Annotated in this window: 14 protein-coding genes and 1 pseudogene; 6 read left to right on the top strand and 9 right to left on the bottom strand. The window is 43.8% G+C overall.

The features are described 5' to 3' along the window. From EDF88_RS17540 to soxR, 4 genes are all read right to left on the bottom strand, one after another. Positions 1 to 1,647 carry a Na+/H+ antiporter gene (locus tag EDF88_RS17540; protein ID WP_134186122.1) on the bottom strand — a complete coding sequence of 549 codons (1,647 nt, stop codon included), beginning with the start codon at positions 1,645 to 1,647 and terminating at the stop codon, positions 1 to 3. Positions 1,648 to 1,906: 259 nt separating this feature from the next. Continuing rightward, positions 1,907 to 3,256: an NCS2 family permease gene (locus tag EDF88_RS17535; RefSeq protein WP_064515410.1), complete on the bottom strand. Its 1,350-nt coding sequence runs from the start codon at positions 3,254 to 3,256 to the stop codon at positions 1,907 to 1,909. 411 nt (positions 3,257 to 3,667) lie between these two features. Further along, positions 3,668 to 4,330: a glutathione S-transferase gene (locus EDF88_RS17530; RefSeq protein WP_134186120.1), complete on the bottom strand. Its 663-nt coding sequence runs from the start codon at positions 4,328 to 4,330 to the stop codon at positions 3,668 to 3,670. Positions 4,331 to 4,613: 283 nt separating this feature from the next. Continuing rightward, positions 4,614 to 5,072 carry a redox-sensitive transcriptional activator SoxR gene (gene soxR, locus EDF88_RS17525; RefSeq protein ID WP_064515406.1) on the bottom strand — a complete coding sequence of 153 codons (459 nt, stop codon included), beginning with the start codon at positions 5,070 to 5,072 and terminating at the stop codon, positions 4,614 to 4,616. Between the two features lie 78 nt (positions 5,073 to 5,150). Between soxR and soxS the strand changes: the two genes are divergently transcribed. Both soxS and EDF88_RS17515 read left to right on the top strand, forming a co-directional pair. After that, the gene (soxS, locus tag EDF88_RS17520) at positions 5,151 to 5,474 is read left to right on the top strand and encodes a superoxide response transcriptional regulator SoxS (RefSeq protein ID WP_064515404.1); all 324 of its coding nucleotides are present in this window, start codon (positions 5,151 to 5,153) and stop codon (positions 5,472 to 5,474) included. A 236-nt stretch (positions 5,475 to 5,710) separates the two neighbouring features. After that, positions 5,711 to 5,992 carry a YjcB family protein gene (locus tag EDF88_RS17515; RefSeq protein ID WP_064515401.1) on the top strand — a complete coding sequence of 94 codons (282 nt, stop codon included), beginning with the start codon at positions 5,711 to 5,713 and terminating at the stop codon, positions 5,990 to 5,992. Positions 5,993 to 6,063: 71 nt separating this feature from the next. On the opposite strand, the gene EDF88_RS17510 is transcribed toward EDF88_RS17515, so the two are convergent. Both EDF88_RS17510 and EDF88_RS17505 read right to left on the bottom strand, forming a co-directional pair. Continuing rightward, entirely contained in the window at positions 6,064 to 6,840 is a 777-nt protein-coding gene (locus EDF88_RS17510; protein WP_134186118.1) for an ABC transporter substrate-binding protein, read from the bottom strand. Between the two features lie 14 nt (positions 6,841 to 6,854). After that, entirely contained in the window at positions 6,855 to 8,033 is a 1,179-nt protein-coding gene (locus EDF88_RS17505; protein WP_134186116.1) for a M20 aminoacylase family protein, read from the bottom strand. A gap of 1,102 nt (positions 8,034 to 9,135) precedes the next feature. On the opposite strand from EDF88_RS17505, the gene EDF88_RS17500 reads away from it, so the two are divergent. The 3 genes from EDF88_RS17500 (at position 9,136) to EDF88_RS17485 (ending at position 10,442) form a co-directional block, all read left to right on the top strand. After that, positions 9,136 to 9,492 (top strand): hypothetical protein, encoded by a 357-nt coding sequence (locus EDF88_RS17500; RefSeq protein ID WP_134186114.1) that lies wholly within the window; start codon positions 9,136 to 9,138, stop codon positions 9,490 to 9,492. 331 nt (positions 9,493 to 9,823) lie between these two features. Further along, on the top strand, positions 9,824 to 10,096 hold the full coding sequence (locus EDF88_RS17490; protein ID WP_134186110.1) for a hypothetical protein: 273 nt from the start codon (positions 9,824 to 9,826) through the stop codon (positions 10,094 to 10,096). A 61-nt stretch (positions 10,097 to 10,157) separates the two neighbouring features. Further along, positions 10,158 to 10,442 carry a hypothetical protein gene (locus EDF88_RS17485; protein WP_134186108.1) on the top strand — a complete coding sequence of 95 codons (285 nt, stop codon included), beginning with the start codon at positions 10,158 to 10,160 and terminating at the stop codon, positions 10,440 to 10,442. 701 nt (positions 10,443 to 11,143) lie between these two features. Here EDF88_RS17485 and EDF88_RS17480 read toward each other — a convergent pair. Then, the gene (locus EDF88_RS17480; RefSeq protein WP_208326154.1) at positions 11,144 to 12,859 is read right to left on the bottom strand and encodes a hypothetical protein; all 1,716 of its coding nucleotides are present in this window, start codon (positions 12,857 to 12,859) and stop codon (positions 11,144 to 11,146) included. Between the two features lie 481 nt (positions 12,860 to 13,340). Between EDF88_RS17480 and EDF88_RS17475 the strand changes: the two are divergent. Beyond that, positions 13,341 to 13,898 (top strand): annotated as a pseudogene (locus EDF88_RS17475) (IS3 family transposase); the annotation flags it as partial. Positions 13,899 to 14,151: 253 nt separating this feature from the next. On the opposite strand, the gene drt3b reads toward EDF88_RS17475, so the two are convergent. Beyond that, on the bottom strand, positions 14,152 to 16,194 hold the full coding sequence (gene drt3b / locus EDF88_RS17470) for an antiviral reverse transcriptase Drt3b (RefSeq protein WP_134186103.1): 2,043 nt from the start codon (positions 16,192 to 16,194) through the stop codon (positions 14,152 to 14,154). After that, positions 16,187 to 17,545, bottom strand: a complete 1,359-nt coding sequence (gene drt3a, locus EDF88_RS17465) for an antiviral reverse transcriptase Drt3a (protein WP_134186101.1) — start codon at positions 17,543 to 17,545, stop codon at positions 16,187 to 16,189. The genes drt3b and drt3a overlap by 8 nt, the downstream gene beginning before the upstream one ends. Positions 17,546 to 17,677: the final 132 nt, after the last annotated feature.

Below are 17,677 nucleotides of genomic sequence, written 5' to 3'. Positions count from 1 at the left end.
TTACTGCTGTTCGACCAACAACGCTTCCAGCAAATCCAAATCGTGCAGCAGCTTCATCAACGTCTCATTGCTGATTTTCTGTGTGGCACGTAAATGGTAAAGCTCAGCACGCTCGGAGCGTAGTGCGGCCAGGCGGAATCGGCGCTCAAGGTTCTCTTCAAGCTCACTACTTTCTACATCATTACGCCCGTCAGCCCGGCGGCGTAAGTTCCCGATTACCCGCGAACTGACCTCTTTTAACAGTTGGTCATCGATGTTCTCATTGACGTCAGATTGCAGGCGCTCTTCCATTTTCTGAATTGCGACAATCGCCACTTCAGCCGTTGCCGCACGCGCGGTACGCTCTTCCTGCCGCGCCACTGATTTGTCAGGGACTTCTACATTACGCAGCAAAATCGGCAGCATAATCACCCCGACTAACAGCGAGAATAGAATCACACCCGCCGACAGGAAGATAAGCTCGTATCGTGCCGGGAACGGTGAGCCATTACCCAGAAGCAGCGGAATGGAAAGTACACCCGCAAGCGTAATCGCCCCGCGCACACCGGCAAATGATGCAATACACAATTCGCGGGTTGTGTAGTTACCGAACTCCAACGGACGCTTTTTCATAAAACGCAGGCTGATGCGTTTCATGGTCCACAGCCATAAGAAACGCACACCGATCAGCGCGAAATAGATAAGCCCGACATCAACAAATAACATCCAAAGTTCGACGTTCGGATCGGCATTTGCCGCTGCAATAGAGGTTTTCATGATGCCCGGTAATTGCAGACCCAACAGCAAGAACACCATGCCGTTGAACACGAATTCAAGCATCGCCCAGACACTGTTTGCACGTAAACGCATCGCCAATGGCGCACTGCGCAACACGCCAGAACGGGTAATAGTCATACCCGCAGCAACCGCCGCCAAAATGCCGGAAACGCCGATATGTTCGGCGATCAGGTAAGAAGCAAACGGCAACAGCAGAAGCAGCAGGATTTGCGTTGCGGGTTCGTCACCGCTCCAGCGGCTCATCAGGCGCAGCGATTTACCGTACAGCCAGCTGACTGCAATCCCGGCCAACAGGCCGCCAATCGCTACTTTGAAGAACTCGAGGGTGGCACCACCGACGGAAAACACCATCGTTCCCACCGCCACGGCGACCGCCATTTTCAACGATACCAGGCCGGAGGCGTCGTTCATCAACGCTTCACCCTGCAAGATACCCATGATTTTCTTTGGAATACGCCCTTCTCCGACAATACCGGAAAGCGCCACGGCGTCGGTCGGCGAGAGGACGGCTGCCAGTGCAAAAGCCGGAAGCAGCGGAATGCCTGGCACGAGGAAGTAAATCAGGAAGCCAATACCGACCACGGTGACCAGCACCAGAACCAGCGCAAGGCCGATGATTTCCCGCCCGTGGTTGAGAAATTCGTGCGTCGGCGTTTTCCAGCCATCGGCAAACAGCAGCGGCGGAATAAACAGCACCAGGAAGAGTTCCGGGTTGAAGTCGACATGCAAACCAAAGTGCGGCCAGGCGAGCACAGCACCTATCGCGATTTGCATTAACGGAAGCGGGATCTGGAACGGCAGCATGCGTGTGGCCACCCCAGAAAGAGAAACCACAAGGGTCATGATGAGAATGGTAAAGAAGATTTCCATACTGTCCTTAGTCGAGGTGTTTTGTGAAACCCTTTTTGCAGGATGTTGTGTTACCCAATAGTAAAACAACTTTTTATACCGGAAGGAAACAGGAAATAACTTGAAGTGGTTTTGGGAGGAGTACTCAGAGTTTTTACTCTAAATAATTCAAGTTGCAGCCAGGCGGCAAAGCAGCGACCCCCAGGAGCTTACTAAAGTAAGTGACTGGGGGTCGCGAGTGCAGCCAACAACCCTGCAGCTTGAAGTATGACGAGTAAAATTAAATTGCCCAGCCGCCTGCGTAGAATGCGACCAATGCAATAGCAATCACGACTGTACCGATATTCAGCTTACGCCACTCACCAGAGACGATACGGCCAATCACCAGAGTTGCGAAACCAATCATGATGCCGGTAACGATGTTACAGGTCAGCACGATAAATACCGCAGTAATCAGGCCCGCCATGGCATCAACAAAATCTTCAAAATCGATTTTGCCCACGTTGCTCAGCATCAGCAAACCTACATACATCAGCGCCGGAGCGGTAGCGTATGCAGGAACCAGATAAGAGAGCGGTGAGAGGAACAGAATCAACAGGAACAGCACACCAACGGTGATTGCCGTCAGGCCGGTTTTACCACCTGCAGCAGTACCTGCCGCAGATTCGATGTAAACCGCAGCAGGAGCTGCACCCACCAGGCCTGAGAACACTGAGCTCAGGGAGTCGGTAGTCAGCGCTTTGCCGCCATCGATGATTTGACCGTCTTTATCCAGCAGATTTGCCTGGCCCGCAACGGCGCGGATAGTGCCGGTTGCATCGAATACCGCAGTCATTACCAGCGCCAGAACGCTTGGCAACACCACTGGGTTCAACGCGCCCATGATATCCAGGCTACCGATCAGCGAGTTGCCCGCTTCATCTTTCAGCGAAGGCATAGCGAAAATGCCAGAGAAATGAACGCTTGGGTCAAAAATCAGACCGAAAACAGAAATACCGATAATGGTCAGCAGAATGCCGCCAGGGACTTTCAGTTTTTCCAGACCGATGATCACCGCAAGGCCAATCAGCGACATAATAACCGGGAAGCTATCGAAATGACCGAGCGCAACTGGCAAGCCATCAAGTGGGTTTTTAATTACCAGGCCGACACCGTTTGCGGCAATCAGCAGCAGGAACAGGCCGATACCGATACCAGTACCATGCGCAACACCCATCGGTAAGTTACGCAAAATCCAGCTACGAATACCGGTTGCGGAGATGATGGTGAACAACACACCCATCAGGAACACGGCGCCTAAAGCAACCGGAACGCTGATGTGTTGGCCGAGCACCAGGCTGAAAGCGGTAAACGCAGTCAGTGAAATGGCACAACCGATTGCCAGCGGCAGGTTCGCCCAAAGGCCCATGACAAGAGAGCCAACACCGGCTACCAGGCAAGTTGCCACAAAGACCGCCGCAGGAGGGAAACCTGCTTTACCGAGCATGCCCGGTACAACGATCACGGAGTACACCATCGCGAGGAAGGTGGTTAAACCCGCTACAACTTCCTGACGAACGGTGCTGCCACGTGCAGATATTTTGAACCAGGCGTCAATGCCGCTGGTTGCACGCGGAGAATGATTAGACATAGTGAAAAATCCCCTGAGATTTTTATGATTACATTGGTATGCGTGGTGGACAATCCACTGCTAATTAAACGTTCATACTCTTCATTTTTCGGGTTACGTACTTTCCCGGTAACTCGAATAAGTTGAGTAGATCCCTATACTGCGTTTGTGACAAAAAGGGGCGCCACAAAAAAAGCAAACGTTTAACTCCGCGCATACAAACTAGGCGTCAAAATTAAGGCAAACGATTATCCGGCCTTCTTACATGGATTTTCAACCGAACTTTGCCGCTTTTTGTCGAAAAAGGTATTAGCCGGTCAAAATATCGTCACCTCGTGCGCAAACGTTATCGTCGATGCGCAATTTAGCAACAATGATGCAAGATACTGGTTATAGTTTTTCCTGACTCATAGGATTTTTAAATAGATAAGATCACGGGATCTCAAAGGGCCCACCTTGCTGAATCGCCCGCTGCCAGGCAGGGCGCATTTGCACTTTGCTGTACCAATTCTGCAGATTCGGTAAGTCGTTAATGCCACCTCGCGAGAGCAACGCGATCACCGGGAAACTCATCTGAATATCTGCCGCGCTAAACGCCTGCCCGGCAAACCACGGATTTTGTTGCAGCGAATCTTCGAGATAGCGCGCATGGGTCATAATCTGTTTATTCAAATAAGCCTTTTGCACTCCCTGCCCTAACACCTTCCCCACCGGGCGCAATAACCACGGAACTGGTGCTTTCCCAAGACTGCCGAACACCAGCTTCATCATTAATAAAGGCATTAACGATCCTTCGGCGTAATGCAGCCAAAAGCGGTAACGGAGTTTGTCTTCATTGGTAATAGGTTTGAGGCGGCTTTCGGCGTCATACGTTTCTTGCAGGTATTCAATGATTGCCCCCGACTCCGCGAGGATATTGCCATTATCTTCCACTATCGGTGACTTCCCTAATGGGTGCACGGCTTTTAACGACGCGGGTGCCAGCATGGTTGGTTCGCGCTCGTAGCGAACAATCTGGTACGGCACCTGTAGCTCTTCGAGCATCCATAAAATGCGCTGCGAGCGGGAGTTATTGAGATGATGGACGATAAGCATAAGGTAACCTTTTGTTTAGCAAGATGAGTTAACTATAGGTAAATGTGCAAAGAGTGGAGCATTAAAATCGTTCAAAAAACATTCAAAACCACCTTGAAACCTGGCTGAGCAGAACTACAATTAAGTTGTCAGTGCAATCCGGAACCTCCTGAGAATGTGTAATTGAGGGACGCTGATGTCGGGGGAAACCCTCCTTGCGAAAAGCGGGATAGATCGAAAGACAAAGACCGGGAATAAACTAAAGCGCCGAAGTTGGGCGCTTTAGTTTTGCCTGCTATTGAGGTTAATCATCTTCCAGTAAACGAGCACCCGTCCCCTCTTCACCGAGTTTATCGCCTGGGTTTCGCAGCGGGCAGTCAGCACCCGATAAACAACCACAGCCAATGCAGCCATCAAGTTCATCGCGCAGTGCGGTCAGCATATTGATGCGCCGGTCCAGTTCTTCGCGCCATTGCGACGACATCTTTTTCCAGTCGTTCTTATTAATTTTGTGCCCGTCTGGCAGCACCCCAAACTCTTCACCGATGGTCGCTAACGGAATGCCGATTCGCTGGGCGATTTTAATAATGGCAACGTTTCGCAGCACATCACGCGTGTAACGACGCTGGTTTCCACTGTTTCGTCTGCTTTTGATAAGCCCTTTGCTCTCGTAGAAGTGCAAAGCCGAAACGGCCACGCCGCTACGCTTCGCCACCTCGCCAGGACTGAGTAAGGGTTTAAAGCGCGGTAATTTCTTTTCCATAATGCTCTTTACCTCAAGTTAACTTGAGGAATTATACTCGCTGCCAACAAAACCGGCTAATCGTAATCAGGATGGCTTATGGCACACCAGGACATTATTCAAACTTTGACTGAATGGATTGACGATCACATTGATCAGCCGCTGAACATTGATGTTGTGGCAAAAAAATCAGGCTATTCAAAATGGTATCTTCAGCGGATGTTCCGCACCGTGAAGCGCCAGACGTTAGGTGAATACATTCGCCAGCGCCGTTTGTTGATGGCGGCCAGAGAGCTTCGAAATACCCAGCGACCGATTTTTGATATTGCGATGGACTACGGTTATGTCTCTCAGCAGACATTTTCGCGTGTTTTCCGCCGTGAGTTTGACCGTACACCAACCGATTATCGCCACCACGCCTGATAAAGTGCGTGGAAGAGTTGTTGCCTGACAGCCCGATAAGATGGGTCAGAAAATGCGCCGCAGAACTGGCGATTAAAAGAACAAATGTGATATAGTTCACAAATCCTGTGAGACAGGATTCTTCTTACATTTTCTGTACCCACTCATTCCCCCTGACGGTCCCTGAGCTGTGTTTGCCGCGCCTTGTGTCGCGCTAACCGTTGAGCGTAATGAGTTATGCTTAAGGAACAGTTTTCATGGCGGCAATTACCACCAGCGTTTTACTGATGCGCTGGCCTTTAGTCAGTGCGGTTTTGATGTTTTTAGCCAGCACGTTGAACATCCAGTTTCGCAAATCCGACTATACGTTTTTGGCAATCGTCAGCAGCTTGCTGGGAATCGCTTCTGCTTTGTGGTTTGCGACCGGTTTATTGGGTTTAAATCTGGCCGACTTCCCGGTGATTTGGGCATCGTTTAAAGACATAATGATCGAGATCTCAAGCCATGCACCGCCAGAATGGCCAATGGTGTTGACCTGATTGCCAGGATTAGAATTGATAACGGCCTCATTGTGAGGCCGTTTTTGTTTTTACGAGCAAGTCGCTACACATTACGTCCCGGAATAAATGTCGAAACTAAAGTATTTCGAGGCGAGTTTTTTATACGTTCCATCCGCAATAATCTGGCTTATCGCTCCATTGAGCGCTTCACGTAATTCGGTATCATCCTTTCGCAAACCAATTGCTGCACCGGCACCGAATAGTTCAGGGTCCTGCAGCGCTCCGCCTATCATGGCAAAATCTTTACCCTGAGGTTTATTCAGGAAACTGTATTCCGCCATCACACCAGACAGCACTGCACCATCAATACGCCCGGACTCTAAATCCTGAACGACCAAATCAGCCCCTTGGTAAGCAACGACATTTACGCCAGAATTACGCCAGTTTTTATTAGCATAGGCTTCCTGAGCAGATCCCTGCTCAACACCAATCGTTTTACCTTTTAACAGTTCAAGCTCAGGTTTAATGTTGGTATTTTTATGTGCGACCAGAAATACTGGGCCGTTATAAATTTTATCGGTAAAGGCAACCTGCTCTTTTCGTTTTTCCGTCATATACATCCCGGAAAGAATGGCATCAAACTTTCTGGCTTGCAGCGCAGGAATAATCGCATCGAAATTATTCTCTACCCAAACGCATTTCGCCTGGAGTTTCTCGCAAATAGCATTTCCTAAATCAATATCAAAGCCGACCACCTTGCCACTAGCATCTTTTGATTCAAAAGGGGCAAATGTCGGGTCCACACCAAAACGGATTTCTTTAATATTATTTGCCAATGCCGAAGTCGTCGCCAGCAGAGCAATTAATGGCAGTATATATTTTTTCATATTAGCTCCGGCAGTTAACGACAATAAGTTTGGACTAAGCGGGAAAAGAATGATGCGCCGGTAGAAATAATGTCATCATTAAAATCATACCCCGGGTTATGCACCATACAGCCACCCTTATCGCCCTTCTCTCCATTCCCTAACAGGAAATAACTGCCCGGACGCTCTTGCAGCATAAAAGCAAAATCTTCGCTGCCGGTCGAAGGGAGAACCTTATCGAGCACCGCATCTATACCAAAGAACTCAACGGCCAGCTCTCTGGCAAACGCCGTTTGCTCATCATCGTTTATCAGCACCGGATAGGAGTCGTAGACTTCCACTTCACAACTTGCACCAAAACTTTTAGCGGTAAAATCCGCTAACTCTTCAATTCGTTTAATCAGCAGATCGCGGATCTCCGGCTTCATCGCGCGCACGGTCAATTCCATCACCGCAGTATCTGGGATAACGTTGGAAGCAATGCCCGACTGGAATGTTCCCACGGTAACAATCGCGGTTTCACCCGGCGTGACATTACGAGAAACTATGGTTTGCAGTGCGGTAATTAACGCAGCTCCAGTGACGATGGGATCGACAGTACGATGTGGATAAGCACCGTGGCCGCCGTAACCTTTGATGGTAATTTTTACCGTATCCGCCGAGGCCATAAAATTGCCTGAGTAGAACCCGAGCTTCCCGGTCGGCAAGCCTGGCATATTGTGGAGGGCAAAAACTCGGTCGCAGGGGAAGCGGTCGAATAATCCGTCTTTAATCATTAAATCTGCACCGCCAATCGCTTCTTCGGCAGGCTGGAAAATGAGGTGGACGGTGCCATTAAACTCGCAGGCATTTGAGGCAATATATTTCGCTGCAGCTAATAAGATGGTGGTGTGGCCATCATGTCCGCAGGCATGCATTTTGCCAGGAACTGTACTAGCCCAGGGTAAATTGGTTTCTTCAAAAATAGGTAGCGCATCCATATCAGCACGCAGGCCAATAGATTTATTCGAATCCCCTTTTTTCAAAGAACCCACAACACCAGTAGTGCCAATTCCTCGTGTGACTTTATATCCCCAGGATTCAAGTTGCTTTGCTACTAAATCGCTGGTTTTAAACTCTTCCAGACTTAATTCTGGGTTTGCATGCAGATAATGACGTATTGCAATCATCTCATCTTCTGATGCTTTTATTTCTGGAATAACGAAATCCGTCATGCTGCGCTCCGGTGGAGTTATAAGTGTTTGTGTTTGCATAAACAACTTAGCTGGATAACGTTTTAATGCAAGCAGGATTACTTATGATGCGGAGTAATACATTCAGATTATTAATAAATCGCCAATGTCATTTTATTCACGTTAAAAACAAAAAACCCCGCAAGCGGGGTTTTTTGTTAATTCTAAATGCCAGAACCATTATCAGAATGGTTCTATTTACCTGATAGCCAAGGTTAATTAAAAATTAATTAAATTTCAATTTGTTACATTATAAAAACGTTAGTTTAGTAACGTTTTTAGTAAAAACATTGAGCATCAAGCCCCTCAAACTTTACATTTACCTCTCCCCTCTCTGAAAGACTGTTAAGAAGGGACATGGATAAATGTACGATACTTCACGTATGAGTTTGAATGCGAAAGTCCGGTAGATGCTTGGGAAGCATAGCAATAGCTGCTTAACAGATGTCATATGTGACTTACCCATTAAGATGACTTTTCAGGACAGGCTTACTTTTTACTCTTAAAGTAACAAAGCTGCTTTAGTACTATGGTCATTCCTGAGGGAAGTCTATAGTCCTTTTAAGGATGTTGCATACTGAAACAATCAAGACTGCGAAATTGCATCTGACTTGACTACCCATTCGCATTTTACTTGACCAGCATTGGTAATCCCCCCGAGGAACCTGGGCACAAAAGCGAACGTGACTGAACAGCCGTTCTGTTCCAAGAGCGGAAATAGCTAACATCGAGGTGTGCTGATCATCTGGAAGCAGGTCAAGCTGCTGCAGTCCCTTTCCTTGAAGTCGTAAGAGAACTAGAACCAGATTTAATCCTAGTTCTCGGGCACAAACTATGGGATCACGTTCCAGATCTACCCGAGGAATGGGCGGGTAAATGGTGAAGCGTAAAACATCCATGCGGTGGAATGGCTTATGCTGACTCAATTGCTGGGTTTAACAAAGCCATCAATATAGCAAGAACGAGGCGAAACACTTGTAGTCCAATCGTTATATCCTAACGATACAAAAAAAGGTTCATTAAAAATTTCGATACAACCGCGAGCATATATACGACGGGCTATGCCCTTTCAAAGGGAGTCAGAGTGAAACGAAAACTTATCAAGCGTAATAAGCAGTTTCTTTCTAAAATGTACCGCAGTAGTAATCTGACTATCGTCGAAATACTGGCAGTTAGACGTTTTTATACTGAAAAAAGAATGCAGGACAGAGAAGAAAACCGCTACGGTTCGCAACCGCATTTTGACAGCCATTTAACCCGCCATTTTGCTGATGGTAGTAAGCTCGTTGCAATGTATTCTCCGCGGGGTCGATTTTTGTTTTATCAGTTTTTCAACCGGGAAGAACTGGACGAATCAGCTTGCCGTGCAAGAATAGATACCGAATTTACTGCTCTCATTGGACAATTTGGCGATACCTTAAGAACACTTGCAAACCGATGAAAAACGCTTACTTCCCTGATCTCATACCCGTGCGGTTGATGGCCGCACTGATTTGGAGATCAGAACATGAAAAGACGCGCATTGCGCCGCCACCATATGTGGCGAATGAAGCACAATCGTAGTACAGATAATGATAACGGTGATGGAGGTTTACGCCATCGGGGAATTCACTATCGCACCCCGAAATCCTGTTCCTGCTGGATGTGCGCTAATCAACGCAAGCATCATGGTCCATGCATTCAGGAGTTACCTGCCATTGCGAATTACAACGAGGATTAAATGCACTATTACAGATGGGGGCGGTTCAGGTGACCTTTAAAGGAGCCTGAATATGTCAATTAAACACCGCGTTAAAGACCGTAGTAAAAACGGGAAAATTCGCCCACTTTTCTATGGAGAACCTTGGGCGCGTTCACGCGAATACTACCCTGATAACGGGTATATCGACGTAAAGAAGAACCCGGCATGGTGGAATCGACTCACTAATACCCGCCCTCAACGCCGCCAGGCGCGCCATCTGTGCCGTCTGATCTGCAAGGGGATAAAGGATTATGATGGCGTGGCATTCCCGATAGACCATAAGCCGAACATCTATTTTTACTGAAGGAGGAAGGCATGTTTATCCATGCCTTGGTTATCTCGTAATAAACTTACGAGGTAACTATATGAGTACATTTAATACCAGGAAAGACAGAAATTGGCGGGAAAAACCCAATCCTCATCAGCATGTTAGCTTCCCGTCCCGAGATGGGAAAATGAAGCATTATGATGAGGATGTGCGAAATTATCACTGCAACTACAGCAAAAATCCTGGCTGGTGGGACAATCTTTGTACTACCAGAGCACATAGAGCCGATACTCGAGTAAAATTGCGTGAACTGCTCAAAGGTATAGAACCTGAAGGGATTTTATGGTTGCCTAACAAACGCCCTGGAAATTATTACTGGTAAGCACTAGCCCGCATTAGCGGGCTTTTTTATATGAGTGGTGCAATCACTGGCAATTAGTAGACACAACAGGTACGCGTCAACCCGTTCGGATTCATCTAGTGCAAGATTTCCATAACGTGCCCACAAGGTCGCTGGAATTTGAAGTGCTCAACATTCCTCCAAATAATTAAAACATTAAAATTCAGTTCAAAAAAGGATGGGAGTTTTCTCATCTTGTTCCTACCTTGCAGGCCATTCCATCGGATTCTCCAGCAAAAGGCGAGTACATTCAGCCATACACGCTTTCCGCGCAGCTGATGTTATTTTGTACTAACCCAATTGGCCAGCAATGCTCGCATGCTCAAGGAGAATGAATTCACTTACTGGTTTCCCATTTACAGTATGCTTGCGACCATTAGTGCGTGAAGCTATACAAAATCTGAAACCGAACGGTTGGATAGTAGAGTCAAATTTTACGTAGGGACGCGGTTGAAGCTCTATTTTTTGCCACTGCTACGTACAAAAAACGTTTTCACAAAGCCTGCGCTCATAGCTGCCAGCGAGCAGCGCTTCGGGCCGATCAATGCCAGAAGCGGACGTTGCTAATTCCTCGTTGCATTAATTAGAGAGGAGCAGGTCAATCAAGTTACAGCTGGGGTCAGTCCATGCCTATGTGTATGTTCGGCCTTTTAAAAAGGCCGAACGTCACTCTTCTGATAAAATTACGCTTCTTCAGATTCTTCTTCAATCTCTTGTGGCAGAGGCGGAAGGTTGTAGATATCCTCCGGTGTGAATCCTGCGATTTGCTCAAGCAGCCTTTCTGCGGATAGGACGGGCTGTCTTTTACTCCGTTCAAATGCGTTGTAGGGATAACGGCCCTCATTTACCCAGTCGAAATAACGATTGATGCTACCAATGAGTGTATTGCAGGTGTGCTTGTTACTGTTTGTACTACCGATGGAGTGCTGCCCTGCGGTAAAGCGAATCGCCGATTTGGCAATATAGGCTAGGTCTTTGCCGCTGAGTGTTGATAGTGTTATTCGTTCTGTTGTCGCCTCATTCAGGACAAACTCTCTTGCCCAATGTTCATTAACATTGCCAAGATAGTATTCAAACGCGTTATAGAAATATCCTGTCGTGATGAGCCCGCGGATCTGCCAGGCCACCTCTTTTTTATCATTACGGCGATCCAGCTCTTCTAACAATACCGGTAACGCCATCACCCTACTGTCTGCAATGCCTATGATGTTTAAATGAAATTTCGCAGCCCACAATATTTCATTAAAGTGGTCAAGTGCAGAATCATCCAGCGCGTTGAAAGAGGATGGGGACATTTTAATGAATCCGCCGATTGCCAGAGACTGGAACAGCGCCTCTGTCATTGTGTCTGAAGGAAATATGTATTTCCCAGCACGTTCCAGTGTTCTGAATCCCCAATCATCACCGCAGCCATCGACAAAAGCGCACAGTATCATCAGCATTCTGGTAGATATTTTTTCAAGTGAAGTGGGGGCAATATGTTCAGGATTTAATGGGTGATCAGTCCTTGCCCCTATTTTCTCCTCTAATTTAGCGATTGAGCGCCTGAGGGTTGCAGCTTTATCGTCATCATCAACGTAGTCTATCCAGTAACCAGCTTGCTCGGTATCAGCCATCTTTATGGCGGCATGTGCAGTGTTGTATGCTAGTGAACTTAGATAGTTAGTGCGTCCTGCCGAGAGGTTGGGGGCGCTGAGGAACAGCCTGGCAAACTCAATGCTGTGTTTGGGGTTTCTCTCAAGACTAAAATAGGCTTCAAAAAAGAGCAGACTCTGGCAGGTATCTTCGCCCACTTGACGAGATATAAATTTGGTCAGCTTTTCAAGAGCATAGAGTTGGCGTGAGTTATCCAGCAGGATACGGTGCGTTTCTTCATAGAAAGCCAGCAACTGTGCGTTCTTCAGCTTGCTGATATCAAAAATGGGGAGCTCTTTGTTAAAGGATGCTGAAATGCCCATCAGACAGTTAAAGTAGGTAGCATACTGCTGCTTTGTACCCGATAGAATAAATGCTCTGATGATTGCCATGTAGGGACTGGTTGAGGCATCACTTTTCGCCAGGGAAAACACTGCGCAAATTTGCTCGCTAAACGCATACTGTTCGTCCTGGTCTAACGCTGATTGAATCAGTGGTGTCACTGAGGTGCCAGAAAATGCTATCAGGTTCAGAACCGCCTGCCTTTCCGTCTTAAACTCTTTTGCTTCCCTTGCTATCACCGCTTTACAGAAATAATAGTTTACAGAAGTTTCGTTAGTTTCTTCAGTATGCAGAACTACCTTTTCACAAACTGAAGAAAAATCCTCTTGTTTCTGAATTTGCATCTGTTCCTGAGGAGGCTTAGCTTCACGAAGTTTACGAGTGGCACTGGCTTTTAGTTGCTTTCCATTCCGCTTTTTCATCATTTAAATCCATTAGAGAGCCTTGGCAAAGTGTACTGCGAAGGAATTGCGTGCTCAATAAAATGGACGATTTTCTGATCACTTACGTTCATCTGTCTTGATATCAACAAGAGATATTGAATAGTTACAATATAAATTCCTGTTCATTATTTTGTTTTTTATTTACCACTTGGGTTTATCTTCCAACTTATATTATCGTAACGATATTTAATATCATTCCAATGCTTATTTGGCCCCAATGCAAAAACAAAGTAATGCGGATTTTAGCGCGTTAATGTTGGAGCTCATCGCCCGTTCGGCACATTGCCGAAGCCAACACCGTTGGATCCAAACAAGCACACACAATTTCGTTGCCACTTTCACCCGCCGCTACTGGCTACTCTTCTAAAGCCCAAACAATTTGGACGGTGGTTATGAATAGATAGAATAGAAGTTTTCAGCAGGATTTTGAGACGCAACATATTCAGAAATATAGCCATACAGTTAACGCCCGCGCAGACATGTCAGTGCAACACATCGTCAGCAGCGTCCTGTACTGACGCATATCGATCAGTGCTGGAGTATGGATTTTGTGTCGGATAGTCTGTTTAACGGAAGGCGATTCCGGGCACTGACTGTAGTGGATAATTTTAGTCGGGAATGCCTTGCGATCCATGCAGGAAAGTCTCTGAAAGGTGAGGATGTGGTCAGTGTGATGGAGGCTCTCAGGGTACTGGGCAAACGTCTGCCAGTGCGTATTCAGACGGATAATGGCAGCGAATTTATCTCGAAAAGTCTGGATAAATGGGCATATGAACATGGGGTGACAATAGACTTCTCTCGCCCCGGAAAACCAACAGATAACCCGTTTATTGAATCATTTAACGGCAGTCTGCGCGACGAATGTCTGAACATCCACTGGTTCCTGTCTCTGGACGATGCGCGGGAAAAACTGGAATGCTGGAGAATGGAATATAATCATGAAAGAACACATTCATCATTAAATAACCTGACTCCGGCTGAATTTATCCGGAGTCTCAGGAAAGACGAAGATCTCTAGTTTTGTGCTGAACTGATTTTGGGCCAGGGTCAAGAAACCGGAAATCTCAAAAAGTGTGTGGAACTAAAGCTGGGGGTCAGTATCGACAACCCCCTACTACATAGGCCAAAAGCTGTGTAGCAGAGGGCTCCCTCAACGGAGGGACTCAGGCGAATCTCTCCAAGTATAACTCCCATGCATAGGGCAATCATACCCGTTAGCGCTGGTGTGTGTGGCTGCCAACAGCCATTATGGGTGCCTGATGCGCTTCCTCTTAGTATACAGCGTTGCTAAGTTTCGCGTCCAGTTCCTTAGCAAAATCAAACTCATCCCATTTTGTAAACCAATATTTATTTAATGATATAATTCTTTTCACATACGATTTATCAATACCATAACGAGAAAGCAAAGCTTTTTTAAAAGAAACACATATGTATGGACAGGCAATTAGGTCTAGCGTTAAATGAACTAACTCAGATTCATTTAAAAGAGTATCCATTTTCATGCTATAAATATTTTCAATATGTAGCAAAAGATGTTTCCTGACTCCATCGTATCTTTTTTTGTCACTCATATAAAATAATAGTGAAGTAATCGAGAAGTAATTCAAATTATCATCAAATGAGTAAGCACAACCATCACTCTTAATATTAAAATACTTTAATAAACTTACTTCACCTAGCCAGTAGTATTTACCAAGCTGTCTAATCAGCACCAATAAATACAACGTCTCTATCGGTGTTGTTTTATCAACTGAATATTTATCTAAAATTGAACACGAGTTATCGAATATACACTTAAAGACAACGTGTTGATATTCCTCACCTAATCTTTGATCTTTAACGAACATAATTACTTGCTGAATTATCCTGCATAATTTTATGGTGCTATTCACTTTAGGGGCAACCGCATATATAAAATATGTGAAATTTACTATAGACACGACAGCATTAATTAGTTGACGGTCGCCACTTTCATCTTTTGATAGTTCTTTGTAATCTTTAAAAAGCGTCTTGATTTTTCTTTCAATTATAGATAATGAATAGTTTAAAATATCAGAATATGTTATGCCTGATACAGATAGTATCGATTTGAAGTCGGTAGATAAGCTGTTTTGATGTATGTAGACGCTGCCTTTCTTTGAATCTTCTCCTAGAGCATCATTGTCACTAATGCTATAAGATATTTTATCTGAGATCAAATTTGCTATTTTTTTCTTAGCAATCGTTATTGGAGTTATTATTGGACGAGAAAATTTCTCCTCTTTATATTTATTCAGACTTAGCTTGTAAGTTTTCAGATTTGTCTGTGTGCTTATTCTAATTTTATTAAACACATCATCATCATTATAAAAAATGAAATAGTCATCAACATAACGATATATTTGATAATCAACCTCAAGAACTAAGCCGTCTTTCTTCAGATCATTAATGATATTGTTATCCACTGACTGCATTATTATTTCTGCAAAAATCCTAGATAATTCTGGTCCAATTATTATTCCATTTGTTTCATTGTAGTTCGACCTCTGCATTAATTGATCAAATTTAAATGGAAATGTCGACTTTGTTTTGTTTAATTGTTGCTTTGCATAATTTTTTTGCAAAACAGCCCATGAAATAGAATGGGTGTAAATTGAATCAAAACAGTTTGACACATCTAATTTAGACAGATAATTAAAACGTTTCTCACACCAGTGATGATCTTCAGATTCATAAAACTCAAAAATATTACGATATTTTTTATAAACAAAAAAAGATTTTAAATTTTCATAATCCTGACCTTCGACCTCAATGCTTAAATCTTCTTTCTCAAAACTTTCAATAAGAGACCTTGAATCAATGTAAGTACAGCCAGCTACTCTTTTTGCTGCTCTGAGGCTAAATGGGCTGACATCAGAATAGTATGTTATTAAATCTTTATAATTTCTATAAAAATCAACACCTAATAACTGACCCTTAGGATGCATTAGAGACAAATATCTGTACTCTTTATGTTTATGAGAAATTGGGAAAGTAAAGGCAATACTGGGCAATTTCGCATGGTTGATATTTGTTTTAGTATAACTAATGCCATTATCAATTATCTCAACCGTTGTAGTAGTCTGTTCAAGACCTAATAAAAGTAGAATTAAATTCCTTAAGGAATCGTCGCCCTTTAACCATATAAAATTCAACCCATCATGTTTTATTTGATGTTTAACAATAAAATTGTAAAAATGCCTGTTTGAAAAAATAATTGGAACTTCATACGGTAAAAAATCGGAAAGAACTACTCGTTCTATAGGGAAATTTATAGATAGCGCTTTTTTAGACATGTGACCATCCCTTAGATATTTCACTAAACTCTATGAAACTGAATTTCCTGAAAATTTTATCTTCAAAACCTTTATTAAAAGAAAACCGACTAATTCTTTTTTGAAGTTTCGGATCTTGCAAACTATTTATCTTATTCAACAAATAAGAATCCAAACCATTTAAATCAGATAAATCAGTTATGAATCGATTGCTAAAATATATACCAACAAAAGCTTTTGACTTGCTATTATAAAGCCGTGTATTTCCGGTGAGAAATTTCATCCTAAGTAAAATAGTTTCAACTGCTTTCCTCGGTGTTTTCTTAACACTCTGATTATATTCATTAAATGACTTGTCAATTCGACCTTGAATTTTTTGAATTTTTTGAATTTTATTAGAACTCATCTTTATATTACAGCCTCCAGCTGTTAGCTGGAATTTATAACCTAGATATTCAAAATCCTTATTAGATTGTGTAAATAAATCTAACTCTTTTGTTTTACTATTAAGAGATAATCCACGCTCATTTATAATATTAGTAACTTGGTGAAGATAACCACCTGTGTTTTTTCCTTTGTCTGGGGAGAAAATTATTATCAAGTCATCTACAAATCTTTCATAATAGGTAACATCTGGTAAGGCTCTTATTTTATCATCTACAACACTCATATACAGTTCAGATAAATATGCACTTACTCCTACACCGCGAGGCAACCCTTTATCTAACCCAGTTAAGGCCTGATATTTTCTTATTAACTGAGTAATCACCCGGCGAGGAGGAACAGACAATTTTGGTGATGAATGTAAAATATCAAGTAAAGACTTATGATTTATAGATTCATAAAAATTTTCAACATCGGCCCTGATTATATACTTTAGACTCATTTCTTTAGCCAAAGCACTTAGGCGACTGATAATTAAATCCCTATTATTTGATTTTATTCTATACAAAGAGCTTAAAATACACTTTATTTGCTGAGACGCAAATAATGTCTCTACTGAATTCCCGATTGAGTATACATTTTTATTTTTAACTTGCTTTGGCAATAACATCAATGGTAAAGCATATCCTTTAGCACTAACATTATTTGAAATAACCTTTAAGTTTTCATCTATTTCATTATTATATTGTTCTTTCCTTATTTCAATATATCCATTAACTTTCTCTTTTTTCTCTTCAAAGTCAGCTAAGCTTAGCTGACCATTCTTATGCCTTACTGACAACCAATTAATAAAGCCTTTCAGCTGAATTATTTTTTTCCTAATCCTATAAGCTTTGGGAAAATATGTAACTTCGAGTGTGCCTTTGTTTTTTCTATCCAGGTCATAAATCCTCCTGAAATTTTTTGCTGAAAAAGATTGATCAATCATTTTTAATCTCCTTTATGACCCATATTTGAAGAAACACCAAAAATACTCACAAAATAAACCACACAGACTTATAACTTTATCAGTAAGAGCAAGTCTTCATACGCATTCTCGAACGAGAATCGGCATTTTTAC

Origin of the sequence: Buttiauxella sp. BIGb0552, from assembly GCF_004366275.1 — a bacterium.
GTDB classification, from domain to species: domain Bacteria; phylum Pseudomonadota; class Gammaproteobacteria; order Enterobacterales; family Enterobacteriaceae; genus Buttiauxella; species Buttiauxella gaviniae.
This window is presented reverse-complemented; position numbering and strand designations above follow the sequence as displayed.